Annotated in this window: 11 protein-coding genes and 1 pseudogene; 2 read left to right on the top strand and 10 right to left on the bottom strand. The window is 66.8% G+C overall.

All coding sequences use genetic code 11. The annotated features are described in order from the left end of the window. Positions 1-24 precede the first annotated feature (24 nt). The 4 genes from StrepF001_RS14765 to StrepF001_RS47905 form a co-directional block, all read right to left on the bottom strand. On the bottom strand, positions 25-1,344 hold the full coding sequence (locus StrepF001_RS14765) for a cupin domain-containing protein (protein WP_129798693.1): 1,320 nt from the start codon (positions 1,342-1,344) through the stop codon (positions 25-27). Positions 1,345-1,353: 9 nt separating this feature from the next. Further along, positions 1,354-1,692, bottom strand: coding sequence for a hypothetical protein (locus StrepF001_RS14760; RefSeq protein ID WP_129798692.1), 339 nt, complete (start codon positions 1,690-1,692; stop codon positions 1,354-1,356). A 289-nt stretch (positions 1,693-1,981) separates the two neighbouring features. Then, positions 1,982-3,670 (bottom strand): ISL3 family transposase, encoded by a 1,689-nt coding sequence (locus tag StrepF001_RS14755; RefSeq protein ID WP_129798691.1) that lies wholly within the window; start codon positions 3,668-3,670, stop codon positions 1,982-1,984. A 238-nt stretch (positions 3,671-3,908) separates the two neighbouring features. Beyond that, complete coding sequence (locus StrepF001_RS47905; RefSeq protein WP_276322827.1) at positions 3,909-4,034, bottom strand: DUF5959 family protein; 126 nt, start codon at positions 4,032-4,034, stop codon at positions 3,909-3,911. Positions 4,035-4,297: 263 nt separating this feature from the next. Between StrepF001_RS47905 and StrepF001_RS14750 the strand changes: the two genes are divergently transcribed. Continuing rightward, the gene (locus StrepF001_RS14750) at positions 4,298-4,822 is read left to right on the top strand and encodes a DUF5959 family protein (RefSeq protein ID WP_240797507.1); all 525 of its coding nucleotides are present in this window, start codon (positions 4,298-4,300) and stop codon (positions 4,820-4,822) included. 104 nt (positions 4,823-4,926) lie between these two features. Here the strand turns inward: StrepF001_RS14750 and StrepF001_RS14745 are convergent, their stop codons facing one another. Further along, entirely contained in the window at positions 4,927-5,763 is an 837-nt protein-coding gene (locus StrepF001_RS14745) for a protein kinase (protein ID WP_129798690.1), read from the bottom strand. Between the two features lie 114 nt (positions 5,764-5,877). On the opposite strand from StrepF001_RS14745, the pseudogene StrepF001_RS14740 reads away from it, so the two are divergent. Beyond that, positions 5,878-6,831 (top strand): annotated as a pseudogene (locus StrepF001_RS14740) (hypothetical protein); the annotation flags it as partial. On the opposite strand, the gene StrepF001_RS14735 reads toward StrepF001_RS14740, so the two are convergent. From StrepF001_RS14735 to StrepF001_RS14715, 5 genes are all read right to left on the bottom strand, one after another. Further along, on the bottom strand, positions 6,809-7,342 hold the full coding sequence (locus tag StrepF001_RS14735) for an NUDIX hydrolase (protein WP_129798689.1): 534 nt from the start codon (positions 7,340-7,342) through the stop codon (positions 6,809-6,811). The pseudogene StrepF001_RS14740 and the gene StrepF001_RS14735 sit on opposite strands and share 23 nt — an antisense overlap. Positions 7,343-7,583: 241 nt before the next feature. Beyond that, on the bottom strand, positions 7,584-8,567 hold the full coding sequence (locus StrepF001_RS14730) for a tetratricopeptide repeat protein (protein ID WP_165396272.1): 984 nt from the start codon (positions 8,565-8,567) through the stop codon (positions 7,584-7,586). 391 nt (positions 8,568-8,958) lie between these two features. Further along, positions 8,959-11,973: an FG-GAP-like repeat-containing protein gene (locus StrepF001_RS14725; RefSeq protein WP_129798688.1), complete on the bottom strand. Its 3,015-nt coding sequence runs from the start codon at positions 11,971-11,973 to the stop codon at positions 8,959-8,961. A gap of 372 nt (positions 11,974-12,345) precedes the next feature. Continuing rightward, on the bottom strand, positions 12,346-13,077 hold the full coding sequence (locus tag StrepF001_RS14720) for a ferritin-like domain-containing protein (RefSeq protein ID WP_129798687.1): 732 nt from the start codon (positions 13,075-13,077) through the stop codon (positions 12,346-12,348). A gap of 149 nt (positions 13,078-13,226) precedes the next feature. Further along, the gene (locus StrepF001_RS14715; RefSeq protein ID WP_129798686.1) at positions 13,227-14,621 is read right to left on the bottom strand and encodes an FAD-binding oxidoreductase; all 1,395 of its coding nucleotides are present in this window, start codon (positions 14,619-14,621) and stop codon (positions 13,227-13,229) included. Positions 14,622-14,735 lie beyond the last annotated feature (114 nt).

Here is a 14,735-nt window from a genome sequence, read left to right as displayed (position 1 = left end):
GCGGCCGGGGGCACCGTGGGTCGGTCACACCGGTGATCTACCTCGGTGGTGACTTGGAGGCCGGACGACATCCTGTCGCGCGATGGGCTCCACCACCTCTAGAAGGCCTTCCCTGACCAACCTTCGGACCAGCACCACCAGTCCTGCAGCGTCAATGCCATGGGGAAGCTGGTCTACACGAATGGGATTACCGTCGCACAGAGCCCTAAGGTGCGGCTCGGTGAACGCAGGCAAGCTCAACATCTTCCCAGCAAAGCTCAACATGACTCTGCTCTGAAAGACATCAATGCGTGGATCGCTTGCGGGACTTACCTGCACACAGGATGCCAAGCCAATATCGCCACTCTGGATTGCGGTGCTGAACTGGCCACGTAGGTTTTTTCCGCCGTGGGGCGCTACCGCAGCGGCGTGCCGCTGCGCTGTGCTCCCAACCAGTTCACGATCCAACAATGCACCCGATAGTACGGAAAGGGCAGCCTTGAGTGGATCCTCAACGCTGCAATCGGGTTCGGCAAGGCTCGGGTTAATAGAAGACCTGAGCTTGACGTCATCGACTTCGAGGTCGGTCAAAACGTCACGCATAAGGTCCGCCCAGGTGTACGGGTGCATTCCGATGGTGAGGTGGACTGATGTCTCATCCGATGAAACACCTCGGTGGGGAAACCCGCGAGGCAGGTACAGCAATTCTCCTATTTTGAGGTCGACTCGCTCTACTGGAGCGGTCTGTAGCGAGCTACAGTCTGTGTGCATTCTCCGGATTGGCAGATCAACGATGGGCGAATGCACATCCCAGCCCTTTGAGCCAGCGATCTGCAGGATGAAAACATCGTGAGTGTCGATGTGCAGCGGGAAGCCCTGCGCTCGGGGCGGAGTGATGTAGACGTTGGCGTGGACTTTGCCGCCAAGCTCGTGAGATAGATCCGCACAAAGGTCTGTGACCGGAGGCAGGAGCTCGTGTACTCCAGTGAGGGTGATGGAAGCTCCCGCCCGGAAATGTGTGAGGATCCGAGCCGCATCGAACTCCACAAATGTCCCGACCTGACGGCGCGTGAAATCATCCGCGGAGATCAACTTTCCGTCTCGGCTGAGACGAACCGCTCTCTCCTCGCGGAGACCGACAGTAAAAACTCCCGCGAGGAGAGCATCAAGCTGATCAATGGAGACAAGGGAGTTGATGAGCGATGGCAAGTCCGGATTAGCCGCCTCAGGAACGTAGAGGACCTTTTTCTCCCTGATTTCTGACAGGAAATCTTTCGGTCGATAAGGATGAATAAGTTGACCTAGTGGTGAAGATGACCATAGGCCGGTGCGATTGGGCATGTGGTGCGCCAGGTTGTTGGGCATGAGAAAAGGTCAGTTCCAAGGATCGCCGAAGTCCACGCCGTGCATGGTGAGAGGATTCCAGTCGCCACCGTGCAAAATTCGGTCACCTCGGTCGCCAGTGGCGCCCCGTTCCCGTTCGGAAAAAATGGGATCCATCTCGGTCACCGTTTTATACAAGGCGAGCATGGTTTGACACATTAGCCGCAGGGAGGCGATGGGGACCATCACCTCCTCGTAATCATCCCGGTCCTTGTTCGAGTTCAGCAGGGTCTTTGCTTTGTGTAGCGCCTCACGGAAGTGGTCGTCGTGAACCCTGAAATAATCCAGAATTTCTTCGTCACTCAGGCTGCGTAGCTCAGGCCCGGCCATCGTTGCTCCTGTTCAATCTGAAGGTGTGCTGCCGTCGAGGCAAACGATAAGTCTCCAGTGGCCAAGCAGTGCGTGCTGCCCTGCGACTCGCTGGAAGATGGCCCTAATGGAGTCTCCCAATCGCTGAACGGCGTGCCCTGGGAGCCAGGGCTTCGGCGAGTTCTGCTGCTGCCCGATTCATGTAGCTGTTCAGCTGGGGTTGCGGTCTCGCATGACGGCGGTCGTGGAGGGGCCCACGCATCTCGACGACGGCCGAACCCTGGCTCTGCCAAGATTTCCGTGAAGCCGATCATGGGGCTGCCGTACTCGTGACTCTGTGCTGTCGGCGGTCCGCGGCCACGAGCAGGACGCGTTTACGGAGGAGCGGGTGTGCCGCCCGGCCCGCCATCTGCCGCTTGAGCAGCTTGATGTCCGTCACGCGGCCCTCGACGCAGCCCGAGCTCCACGGCGTGCTCAGGCCGAGGGTCACGGCGTCGAGGTCGGTCATCAGGCCGTCGGCGAAGGCGCGCAGCCCGTGGCCTTCGTCCGCGCGGGCATCGGTGATCCACTGGGGCAGCCGGTCCGCGCTGCGGATGGCCATCATCGCGGCGAAGGACCGGACATGCCCGGTGGCGGCCTCCAACTCGGGGCAGCGGGCCATGATTTCCTTGAGTTTCTGCCGCTCGTCGTCACTCACGCGGTCGGGGTTGGCGGTGATCCAGCCGGTCACTTTGCGCACGCCGGGCGGCCGTGGAGGCGGTACGTCCACCGGCGTGCGACGAAAGCGCCGGAGGTAGTCGCGTACGACGGAGTAGGAGCCGGTGAAACCGCGCTCGCGCAGCTCGGCGTGGAGCCGTGAGGCGTCGGTGTGCCCTTCGTGCCAGCGCCGGTGCAGGTAGGGCTTGTAGGGGTCGAGGATGCTGGGGAGGTTCTGCCAGCGCCGGTGCAGGTAGGGCTTGTAGGGGTCGAGGATGCTGGGGAGGTTCTGCCAGCGGCCGGCGGCCAGTTCCTGCCAGGTGTCGGCCCGGGCGTAGCGCCGGACGGTATTGCGGGCCAGCCCCAGTCGGCGGGCGATGGCCCTCACGCTCATGCCCTCGTCGAGGAGGGCGTGCACGGCCGTGTGATGCTGCTCGACCCGTGCAGCGAGGCGGCCTCCGTGTGAGGCGGGCGGGTGCAGGACCTCGGGCGCCGTGCCCGGAGCGGGTTCGGGGTCAGGTAAACACACACTGTGCTTGCTGACCAGGCGTTTGATGGCCTCGGCGAGGTTGTGCCAGATGTGCCAGAGATCGGCGATCTGGGCGGCGTCGGGGGCTCCGGTGCGGGCGCCGTCGGCGTAGGTGCCGCCGCGGTCGCGGCAGATGATCTCCACGCCGGGGTGCTCGGCGAGCCAGGCGGCGAAGGTGGCCGCGTCCCGCTCGGGCAGCAGGTCGACAGGGGCACGGGTCTCGCAATCGACCAGCACGGTGCCGTAGTTGTGGTGGCCCTTGCGCCAGGCGAACTCGTCGACTCCGAGCACCCGGGGTGTGCCGGTGGGTGGGTCGGGCAGGGCCATGACCAGGGACAGCAGGGTGGTCCGGCTCACCGGCGCCGACAGCCGGGCTGCCAGGCGTTCACCGGCCCGGCCGGCCAGGGCCACCGCGATCGCGCCCAGCAGGTTCCCCAGCTGCGGTGTCCGTCGCCCGTAGCGCACGGTCAGTCCGTCCACCTGCTCGGCGAACGTCACCCGCCCGCACTCCGGTGCATCGCAGAACAGGCGGCGAACCGTCAGCTCGATGCACACCTGTCGGCCGCCGACCGCGCCGTCGGCGAGGCGCCGCCGGTAGCCGCTGTGCCGCCGCCTCGACGGCGTCCCGCAGTCCGGGCACGGCACCGGCACCGACTCGGGAGTTCTGGCCACGATGCGTAACAACCCGCCCTCGGGACTCACGTGCTCCACCAACATCCCGCCCAGGTGCGGCAACACCGTCTGCAGCAGCTCCTCACACTCGGCGAGTGTCACGCCAGGTGTGACGGAGCGTCACCGGCGCACAGGATCACGATCGGCTTCACGGAAATCTTGGCAGAGCCCGAACCCTGACCCTCTGACGGCGAACTCACACGCCCAAAGTGGGTCACGATTCAGCCGCCGCCGACAACGCACCCTCCACGACCCAGCCGGAGCCCGAGAACGCGCGCCTGGGCGAACTTCCCACGGGGTGACAACCAGCCTGCTCATGTGACAACTGTCGCGCCTCGGCTCACACGGGGAAGGAGGCGCTGACCGATTCCCCCATGATGACGATCTCGCAATCGAGGAAGTCGTGGCCTGTCAGAATTCCGGGTTGAAAGCGACCGAGAACGCGCACGGAGACACTGTGGGAGATCTGATCCGCTGCTGTACAGCAGCGAAGTACAGCAACCTCAGCAACCGCCAGCGCCCCACACCGGCCCTCATGGGCATCCCGGCAGCCTGTATGACCTTCAATGACCGATCTCTGTAGAGCTACGGATCAGAAGGTTGCAGGTTCGAATCCTGCCGAGTGCGCACAGGTCGAAGGCCCCGGAGAGATCCGGGGCCTCTGGCGTTGATGGGGAGTACGGCAGCGAAACAGGCGACGGGTGATGTGAGCCGACCGGGGGAGGAACCGTGATCGAGAGCGCCGAGCCGGTCGAATTGAGCCGCCTCGACGACGGGCTGCAGAGCGTCACTGTTCGGTTGCTGTCGACGACTCCGCAGCAGGGCTACTACGACGCAGAGATCGTCATCCGCAGCGACTTCGTGAACGCCGCCGTGCGGACGGGCCTCGACGCCGACGACATCGAGGAGTGGGGAGCGCTCCTCGACGCCATCGAAGGAGCCGACGCCGAGGCCGGCGACGACGACTCCGAGTTCGCGGCGGACTGGCCGAAGGGTGGTCGCACGGCCTACCTCACCTTCGTGGCGCAGGACCCGTACATGGTCGAGGTCCACGACGCCCCCAGCACGCAGGTCACTGTCCGAGTCCCCCTCGACCTCAAGTCCGACTGGCTCGGCAAGGCCCGAGAGCGGCTCAGCACTGCTCGACGAGCGCTGGGAGCGTGGCCGCGTCCTTCCGGAGATCATCGGACGCCTTCACGCACCGATCTGTTGCATGCGTCTGAGGATCTGCCGGTCCGCCCGGTGACCCGGTGATCCACATTCAGTGCCCTGATCAGGCATTTCACGATCGGACTGCCCTCCGGTGCTGTGCCGTCGGCCTCCGCCGTAAGAGGGGCGGATGAATCGAGGCTGCGGGATCAGCTCAGGGCCTTACCCACCTCGTAGATGGTCGGCCGGTCCTCGGGAGCGTGGCTGAGCATTGCGTCGATCAGTTCACCCAGCTCACCGGGCGCCTTCACGGGGCGACGCCTGCCGTTTGCTACGGCCTCTCTCTGCACGGGGCGCGGAGCGTCGTCGGGGTACTCGACCGCCCGCCAGCCTGTGGCGGAGATGAGCAGGGAGGCGCCGAGTGCATAGATGTCGGCTTCCTGCGTCGGCTCGGCTTCTCCGGTGGCGAGCACGCTGCGCGCGATCTCCGGCGCCTCGTAGTGGACGAGGCAGCCGCGGAACGGGAAGTCGTACCCCTCGGGCACGTGCTCGCCTCGGGCAAGGGCGAGGTCGATGAGGTGCGTCCGCTCCGGTCCGATGATGAAGTGGGCGGGCTGCACATCACCGTGGGCCCAGCCCTTGGCGTGGAGTTCGGCCAACGCTTCGACGCATCCCAGGGCCACGCTGGTGTGCGGTTCCATGGACGAGTCGCGCCTGCGGCAGGGCGCCCACAGCCTGTACAGGTCCGGCCCTTCATGCCAGGGCTGGAAGTTCCACGTACCGTGCTCCCACTCGCCGTACGCAATGTCATCGAAGCCGAGGCGATGCAGCACGGCACCCTCGCGTGCGGGCGCGAGCGCGGTCCAGGGCTGGGCAGGCCAGTCAGCCGTGGCCTCGATCGGATAACCGAGCTTCACGGCGTAGTGGCCCCGATGACTCTCCACCTCCCAGACGGTGGAGCCCCGCCGGTTGATGACCAAGTGCTGAGTTGTAGGCATGAGCGCGTCGAGCACCACGATCGGCAGCTCAGGGGTTGAGCCGGACAAGGTCTCTTCTCCTTCCTGGCGAACGCGGCCGACCACGAGTCGAGGCCGGCCGCGTCGCGGTGCCGTGTGCTACGCCTGACCGTACGGTCGGCCGCAGTCCGAGTCGCACTGCGCATCCTGGCCTTGGCCACGTGGATGAGGCTCAGCACAGCGACACTTGACGCCTTTCGCTCCTCCATCGAGGACTACTGGCGACGGGACGACCAGCACGGCGGCGAGGCCCTGAGACCGGCCATCGTCGGCCAGCTCCGGTATGTCGTAGGACTCCTGAAGGAGAACCGGCCACCGTCCATCCACAACGGCCTGTGCGGCATCGCGGCCGAGTTGGCACGCCTCACCGGCTGGACCTACTTCGACGCCCGCCAGTACAACCAGGCCCGCGCGTACTTCACCGAGGCCCTGCAACTGGCCAAGGAAATCGACGACCGCCAGTTCATGGCCAACGTCCTTGCCTGCATGAGCTTGCAAGCCACCTACCAGGACAAGCCCGCGGACTCTCTCGCACTCGTGACCGCCGCCCAGGACCAGGCTCGTTCGGCCCTCGGCAGCACCCCACGTGTCCTGTCGATGCTGTCCATGCGTGAAGCCTTCGCCCATGCCACCCTCGGCAACCGGGACTGCACTCACCGGGCGATCGGAGAAGCGCACCGCCAATTCGAGCAGATCCAGGCGAGTGACCCGGACCCTTCATGGGTGGCCTACTTTGACGAGCCGAAGCTCATCGTGGACACGGGCATTGCGCACGGCCGACTGGGCGAAGCAGCGACTGCCGAGCCCTTGATCGCGGATGCTCTGCGGCGAGAGGACCGCACCAACCAGCGAGGCCGCGCGTTTCACTCGTTCTGGCTGGCTCGTACGCAGCTGGATCAGGGCAAGCTTGATCAGGCGTGCCACACCGCGACGCAAGCTCTGGAGCCTGCTTCGGCAGTGGCCTCCGAGCGTGTGTCGGGGCATCTCCGAGAGTTCTACGACCAGTTGGCCCCGCACCGGCAGGAGCCCGTAGCCCTGGCCTTCGAAGCACGGCTACGGGAACTCCTCCCACCAGTCAGCGGATCGCTTCATCCATGAGCAGGTACAGCAGGCCGACGAGCGATCCACTGCTCACAACCTCCCGGCGGTCGATCATGCCCCGCACCTCCGAGAGGGGTATCCACTCGATGCGGTCGGACTCGTTCTTCTCCGTGGGCGGCCCGGCGTAGGTCGCGCCGTCCACGCGGAAGACGTGGTGCTGCGAGTCGGTGATCCCGTTGGCCGGCTCGGCATAGATCAGAGGTTTGATGGGGCCAGGACGCCAGCCCGTCTCTTCCAGGACTTCCCGGGCCGCCGCCTCCTCCGGGGACTCGCCCTCTTCGACCAAGCCCATGGGCAACTCCCAGGCCCACGAGTCTGTGATGAAGCGGTGCCGCCACATCATCAGGACCTCTTGACGATCATTGATCACGGCGGCCACGGCCAGGTGCCGGAGGCGAACGACGTGGTACTCCCACCTGCGCCCGTCCGGCTGCTGGACGTCAACCAGGCACAGATTCACCCACTTGTTGGTGTAGATCTGTCGCTCACCGTGCGTCTTCCACTCCATACCTGCGGCCCCTCTCGATCGGTCTCCAGGATCTCAGACCGATCCGGAGGTGGACGCAGGTTCGGCCCCTTTCGCGTCAGATTGACGAGATGCTCAGTTGCGTGGGAAGAAGTAGTCGAGGAGAGCCGCGATCGTGCTCGGCTGGTGCCAGTCATCGCGCGAGAATCTTGTAGCGCGGAAGGGCTGTTGCGGACACGAAGTTCCGCTCCGGCCCACGACATCCCTTGCGCAGGGTGCCTGTTCAGTTCTTGCGGATATGGCGGGCCTTGGCCACGAGTCTCCGGGGCAGCTCCGGCCCCGCGCACGCGTAGTCGATCAGCAGGTTCCGGTAGGAGGTGTTCGCGAGCTCCGGCGCCAGGTCGATCAGCGCCCGCAGGTCGTCGGACGAGCCGGACAGACGTGCGCGATAGGCGGCACTCGCCGCGCGCAGGGAGGCTTCGTGGGGTTCGTGTCGCAGGCCCTGTTCGACGAGGGACACCGCTGCGGCGAAGTCGCCCTGCAAGGCACGCACGTCGGCAAGGTCCAGGTAGAGGGACCAGTTGGTGGCGTCCAGCGCCAGGGCCTGTTCGAAGGCCGCCGCAGCCTGGTCCAGGTCTCCCATCGCCCGCCAGGTGCTCGCTCGCGCGACCGCAGTCCACATGACCCGATCGACGGCATCGGCGCGGTCGCAGAGGGCGAAAGCCAGCTCGTAGCGGCCGCAGGCCCGGGGTAGCCGGGCCATAGCAGCCAGCGACTCCGGTACAGGACTGCGGTCGGAGACCACGTCGAGGGCATGGAACCAAGGCGCGAACCGCTTCCGCATCTCTTCGGTGTCCAGGTCGTGGCCGTAGTCCAAAGTCCGCAGACACGCCTCGGCCAGCGCCTCGGCACTCACCACGCCGAGAAAGCGCGCATCGCCGAACCACGGGGCAGTTCCCCACGCCACCTCGGGCCGCACCCCCGTGACCGAGCCAAGGGCCATAACCGCGTCGTCCACGTCCCCGTCGAGGAACAGGAAGTACGCCTGCGCCAGCACCGCGCTCAAGGAGCCGTCCCCTTCGAGGCCCTCCTTCAGCTCCGAGCGCCGGTCCTGCCACAACTCGGCAAGGGCCGCATAGGGCTCCGGGGCAGCCGGCGCGGAGGCTATGACCCCCACCAGAAACTCCACGGCGCCGACCGGGCTTCCGCCGCAGTGCGCCATCACACCGGCGAGAGCGACTCCCGCTGTCACTGACTGATTCGACATCGCCGGAGAATATCCGTGGCCAAAGGTTCTGTGAAACCTTCCGCTTGCACGGCGGTGCAGCCATCAGTGATCCGTAAGTGACGGCAACGACGGCACACAGAGGCCGATGATCACCACCGTCGGCAATCACTCCGGGAGGAGGCGAGCCACCCTCCCAACGAGCTGCCCGATCCTACGGATCAGAAGGTTGCAGGTTCGAATCCTGCCGAGTGCGCACAGGTCGAAGGCCCTGCGGGATGATCCCGCAGGGCCTTTGACATCAGCCGGTGATATCAACGCGGACCACCGGTCTGATGTGGGACTGGGTCAGCAGACCTAACACGACACGGCTACGTAGGCCGAGAGGATGCCCGGAACGCGAAATTCCGGGCATCCCCTCGGTGTCGGCCGGTCAGAACAGGCCCTTGTAGCCCTGCCAGCCGGTCGCGATCTTCACCCGGGTCCCGAACGAGCCCTTGCCGGTGCCGGGGATGCGGTAGAGCACACCGGCGCTGTCGCGCGCGACGAGGTCGGCCGCGCCGTCCCCGGTGATGTCGCCGGCCCCGACGACCGCGTTGTAGGACACGCCCCAGCTCGCGGACAGCTTCACCCGCGAGGAGAAGGTGCCCTGGCCGGTGCCGTAGTAGCGGTACAGCGCGTTGGTCTTGTCCTGGGCGAGGAGGTCGCCGATGCCGTCGCCGTTCAGGTCCCCGGCGCCCACGACCTTCTTGTACGTCTTCCAGTTGTCGTACAGCTTCACACGGGACGACAGCTTGCCGGTGCTGGTGCCCTTGTAGAGGTAGACGGCGCCGGTGGAGGCGGTACGGGCGAGCAGGTCGGGCCGCCCGTCCTTGTTCACGTCACCGGGCGAGGTGAGCACGTCGTACTGGTTCCAGCCGGTGCCCGTCGAGATCGTGGTGTACGGCGTCGACGGCGTCGGCGCGGCGTTGCAGGCCGGCCTGTACAGCCGCACCGTCCCGCTGCTGAACCTGACGAGAACGTCGTTGCAGCGGTCCCCGCTCAGATCACCGACCGGCACCGCCTGCACGCTCGTCGCCCAGCCGCTGCCGGAGACCTTCCCGGAGAACGTGCCCTTGCCCGTGCCCTGCTGGAAGGTCAGGCCGCCGGAGGAGTTGAGGGTGAGCAGGTCGCCGATGCCGTCGGAGCCGACATGGTCGCGTCTCACGGCCGCGCCACCGGTCATCTTCAGCGAGCCGGACGCCGTCGCCGACGTGCCCTGCCCGTCTGCCGGGGTCACCGTCAGCGTCCAGGTGTACGTGCCGTTCGGCACATACGCGCCCGTCGACGTCCTGCCGTTCCAGGACGCCTGGACCGCGTCGTGTGCGGCACCGCCGGACAGGGTACGCACGGTGGCGCCGGTCGCCTTGTTCCTGAGCACCAGCGTCCACGACGCGGCCGGCTTCGACAGCCACCACGTGCCGTCCCACAAGGACGACGAGCTCAGCACGCTGACCGAGGGTTCCGTCTTTGCTCCGAGGACCGCGATGTCTGTGGCGGGCGTGCCGCTCCGTACGACGTGGATGTCCTGGGAGGCGGGGTCCACATAACCGACCAGGCCGGTGTACGGATCGACGTCCCACTTTCCGGTCTTGTCGGCCAGGGGTCGGCTCACCGCGGAGCCGCTTCTGACATCCGTGAGGGTCAGTGCCCCGGACTTGGAGTCACGCGTGACCAGGAAGCCGTCTCCCAGGCGGTTCTCTCCTTCGGCCGGAGCGGCGATGAGTGTCTTCCTGCCGGTGTCGTACACGAAAGCCTTCAACTCGTGCCCTTGAGGAAGATCGCACCAGCCGGACCAGTACACCCAGCGCCCCACCGCCTGCAAGCTCCCAGGGCTGCAGGTGTTGCCCACCCGGAACGACGTGATCGCGTCGCCCGAACGCACTTCCGTGGCCGTCGCACCACCGCCGGTGGACCACGTCCACAGCGTCTGGCCCCACAGGGCGGTGGGGACCGCACCGGCTGCGCCCGTGCGGGTGAGCACGGGTTTCCGTGTGTCCAGATCTGTCACCGTCAGGCCGTCTCCCGTGGGCGTGGGTCCCCGCCAGCTCGCATACCGGCCTTCGACGTCCACGAGACCATGGTTGTCCTGGAGGCCGGAGGCGAACACGGTGCCGGGGAGCGACTGACCCCCGTCCAGGACGTGGAGCTCCCCGTCCCAGGTCCGGTAGACCGTCCGTCCGTCACCCGTACCCAGGAGCTGGGGACAGGCCCCGTGGTCCCCGGCCATGACCCCGCACCTTGGGGTCCGTCCCCGGTCTGTGCGCGTGCCCGCCGTCAGGGTCCCGTCCGTGACCAGCGAGCGGCTGTACAGGTGCGTCGCGCCATCGCCGGACTCGTAGGTCATCAGCTCACCGCCGCTCAGATCGAGCGACTCGATTCCCATCGGCACGGCCGGAAGGTCCACGATGCGGTGCATCCGGGGCAGACCGTCGGCCCCCGCCTCGACCTTGGCGATGCCGTAGTCCAGGGAGGACTCTCCGCCGGCAAGGAGCAGGCCGCCGTCGGGGGTGACGAGGGCCGCGGGGTCCGCCCGCTTGACCAGGGGCAGCTCCGCGGAGCCGTCGAAGGGCAGCGCGGACACACTCCAGACGGAGGAGTCGCTGCGCCGCGCGACGACGAGCGAGTCACCGACGACGCCGAGGATCTTGTTCGCGGAGTTGCGGGGGAACGGAACCTTGTGCGCGGGCGCGTCGTAGGCACCCTTGGCGTACACCCGCACCTGGGACGTGGAGTACCAGCTGGCCAGATAATCGGAGCCCACCACGGTGTCCATGCTCGCCACCTGAGAAGGCAAGAGCGTGGCGGTGCCGGTCTCCAAATCCACCCAGGCGTAGTGCAAAACCCGGTCCGGACCGTAGAAGTTGACGAAGATGCCGGAAGCGGTACCCGTGGGGTAAAAGGGGAAGACCGTCCCGTCCGGGAAACCGGTGATGGGCTTCTGCACCGTGCTGCCGTTCTCGTCGTGCAGCAGGAACAGCCGAGTGCGTTCCCCACCCGTGGAAGTGCCGGTCAGGACAGTGCGCCCGTACGTCCGTATATAGCTCTGGTCCGCCGGAATCGTCACGGTCTCCGTCGTGCCCGTTCCCATGTCCCGGAGCAGGACTTGCCCACCACTGCTCTGGGACGGGCGAAGGGCGACGACGTCCGAACCGGTGCCGTATGCACCCGGAGTGCGCGGCTCGAGTCGCTCACCTCCTTCCACCGGCTTTCGGCTGCCGTCGTAGCCGGTCCACCAGAGGCCGGAGCCCTCGGCGGTGGAACGGTACTCGAGGAAGCCGGAGGCCCCCGCACTCTGCAGATATGCCGTGCGCGGAGTCGTGCGCATGGTGGCGGGAACGATGATCTCCGTTGCGGTCTCCGCGTGCGCAGGCGCTACCAGCGGCACGGCGGACACAGAGAGCGCCAACCCGGTGATGGTGGCAAGGGAGCCACGCACGAAAGTATGACGAGTCACTTGGTTCCCCTCCCTGCGGAGGGCCCCACCCCCCCCGAACAAGTGCGCGGATCCTAGCAGTTGTCCAAGACGGATGACCTTGCTGAGCCGGTCGGCCGGCCTGTGTGTACGGCGCGGCCCCGCCCGCGCGTACAAGTGAGTAGACGTGGCCAACGAAGACGGACGCCACGGTACGCAGCGGTATGTCACGGGCCGTCGACGTTGGTCGTTTGTCGGGCCGGAAGCCGATGAACTCCGCACGATCAACTCGCCTGAAGAGCGGAAGGCCGCCCGAACTGCAGGGGGGAGGCCCCGCCAGGAGGTGGCAGGCAGGGCTGTCGGTCGTCAACCCACGCTCGACCATGCATCGGGGTGGGGCACCAGCACCGCGGAGACCACCGCGTCGGACGATGCCATGACATCGAGCACAAAACGAAGGCGCCCGAGGTCGAGCCGGCGCAACGCCGGGCCGTGGTCAGCAGCAACGACGAGGGAGACCGCGAGCAGGAGAAGTTGCCACAGGGCCATCACCGGGCGGCGCATTGTGCGGGGCAGTTCTGCCAGGGAAGCATGCAGCCGCTCGCAGTGGAACGGGACGTGGCGCTGCTCGTCAGACAGAATCCGTCCCGCCACATCCGAGGTGAGCTCGTCCCGGGCGCCATCGCGCAGGGCCCGGTAATAACGCAGCGCCACCACTTCCGCGATCATCAGCACCAGCAGTTCCATGCGCAGGCCCATGAGACGCCGCAACCGTACGAAGACCGTGTCGCTCCAGTGGCCGGTCAACGGCGGTATGCCCCCCGCAGCCAGCAGTCGAGCGAGTAGACGGGCGTGGTTTTGTTCCTCGGCGACGAAGAGCCGGACCGCCTGCGCATAGTCGGCGTCGCCGGCCTGGTCCGCTTTGCCGACCAGGTTCGCGCCGTCACCGTCCTCGCCGACCTGGAAGCGCTGAATACTGGCCCACACCGCCGGATGCAGCGTCGCCCCGCGCCCCCAGTCCGGGTCACTCCGGGCGTGCCTGCGCTCCCGCTCGTCCTCGAACCGCTGTGTCCACTTGGCGAACTCGCCCGTATGCACCCGGTCACCCCTCTCCGGGGACACGGCCACCGTGCCCCTGGAGAGGGACGACGCCGGCAGACACCAAACCGTTCCGCTGCCGCCGGACAGGCCCTGGCCGGTACGCGTTCACTGACGCCACCGAGGCAAGGCCGCATGGCGGCGGTGCTTCAAGCGGATTCCGGTTGTGCGGCCGGGGTGATGTTCTGGTTGGCGTGGAAGATGTTGTCCGGGTCGTATGTGCGCTTGACCTGGGCGAGGCGGTCGTAGTGGTTGCGGTATGTGGCACGGACCCGGCCCGGGGCCTCGCCCTCGCCGAGGAAGTTCACGTACGAGCCGCCCATGGAGTACGGGTGCATCTCCTCCCAGTAGTCGACACACCACCGCCTGATGGTCTCGGCGTTGGCCGGATCGGGGTCGACACCGGCGAAGACGCCGGACCAGACGGCGTCCCGGTAGCCCCATGCGGTGTCGTCGGGGCCCACTCGGTGGGCGGCGCCGTCGACGGGGTACAGGTGCATCAGCGACAGCGGGGTGGGGAGGTTCTCGCCGTGTTTGAGGTGTACGTCGACGGCGGCGTCCGGGATGCTGTCGAAGAAGTCGCCGCGCCAGTACCACTGGTATCCGGTGGGGATCAGTTCGTCGAGAGTGCTCTGCAGCGCGGGGTACGGCACCGGTGACGTGAAGTGGAAGGCAGGCGGTCCCGGCTCGTGCGCCGGCGTGAGCGCCTCTTCGAAGCGGCTCAGGTCACCGGTGTGACACCACACGACGCCGCACACCTTCAGGCCGTGGATCTCCTCCGGGAACGGCGGGGCCGGCGGGATGGTGAAGATCGTCAGGAAGCCGTAGACGTCCTCCGGTGCCTGCGGAAGGAAGTCGCGGTACCACGTCAGCACCTCAGGGGCCCGGTCGACCGGCCACACGGTGATTCCGAACCCGATCGTGTCCACCGGGTGGAGGCGGTACGTGAACGAGGTCACGACCCCGAAGTTGCCGCCGCCACCGCGCAGGGCCCAGAACAGGTCCGGGTGTTCGGTCTCGCTCGCGGTGACGAAGCTGCCGTCGGCCAGTACGACGTCGGCTGCGAGCAGATTGTCCACCGTCAGGCCGTACTTGCGTGTGAGGTAGCCGTGGCCGCCGCCCAGTGTCAGGCCCCCGACGCCCGTCATGGAGATGATGCCCGAGGGTGTCGCGAGCCCGAAGGCGTGGGTGGCGTGATCGAGGTCGCCGAGCTGGGTGCCGCCGCCGACCTGGGCGGTCCTGGCGGCAGGGTCGACGCGTACCCACCGCATCGGGGACAGGTCGACGGTGACACCGTCGTCCACGAGGCAGAGGCCGGGGCCGCTGTGCCCTCCGCCACGGACGGCCAGTTCCAGGCCCTGGTCGCGGATGACCTTGATGGCGGCCATGACATCCCCGGCATCGACGCAGTGGGCGATCGCGGCCGGACGCTTGTCGATCATCGCGTTGTAGACCTTGCGGTCCTGGTCGTAGTCGGGGTCCTGGGGTCCTGTGACCGGGCCGCGCAGCGCGGTCCTCAGGGTTTCCAGAGTTGAGGTGTTCATGGAGATCTCCCACCCGGCTCACTGGTTGGTCGGCCGCCACAGCCCCGGCATCCGCCCGCCGCACACCGCGGTGCTCACATGACCAGCGTCCCGCCGGCTCGGGTGCCCCGCAAT

Origin of the sequence: Streptomyces sp. F001 (assembly GCF_004187715.1) — a bacterium.
In the GTDB taxonomy this organism is placed as follows: Bacteria; Actinomycetota; Actinomycetes; order Streptomycetales; family Streptomycetaceae; genus Streptomyces; species Streptomyces flavusporus.
The sequence above is the reverse complement of the archived record's forward strand: the minus strand, read 5'-3'. Positions and strand labels throughout refer to the sequence as shown.

Bases quoted from the DNA above. Each gene is read 5' to 3' on its own strand.
- StrepF001_RS14715 (WP_129798686.1), bottom strand. From the start codon at position 14,621: ATGAACACCTCAACTCTGGAAACCCTGAGGACCGCGCTGCGCGGCCCG.
- StrepF001_RS14765 (WP_129798693.1), bottom strand. From the start codon at position 1,344: ATGCCCAACAACCTGGCGCACCACATGCCCAATCGCACCGGCCTATGG.
- StrepF001_RS14760 (WP_129798692.1), bottom strand. From the start codon at position 1,692: ATGGCCGGGCCTGAGCTACGCAGCCTGAGTGACGAAGAAATTCTGGAT.
- StrepF001_RS14735 (WP_129798689.1), bottom strand. From the start codon at position 7,342: ATGGAGTGGAAGACGCACGGTGAGCGACAGATCTACACCAACAAGTGG.
- StrepF001_RS14730 (WP_165396272.1), bottom strand. From the start codon at position 8,567: ATGTCGAATCAGTCAGTGACAGCGGGAGTCGCTCTCGCCGGTGTGATG.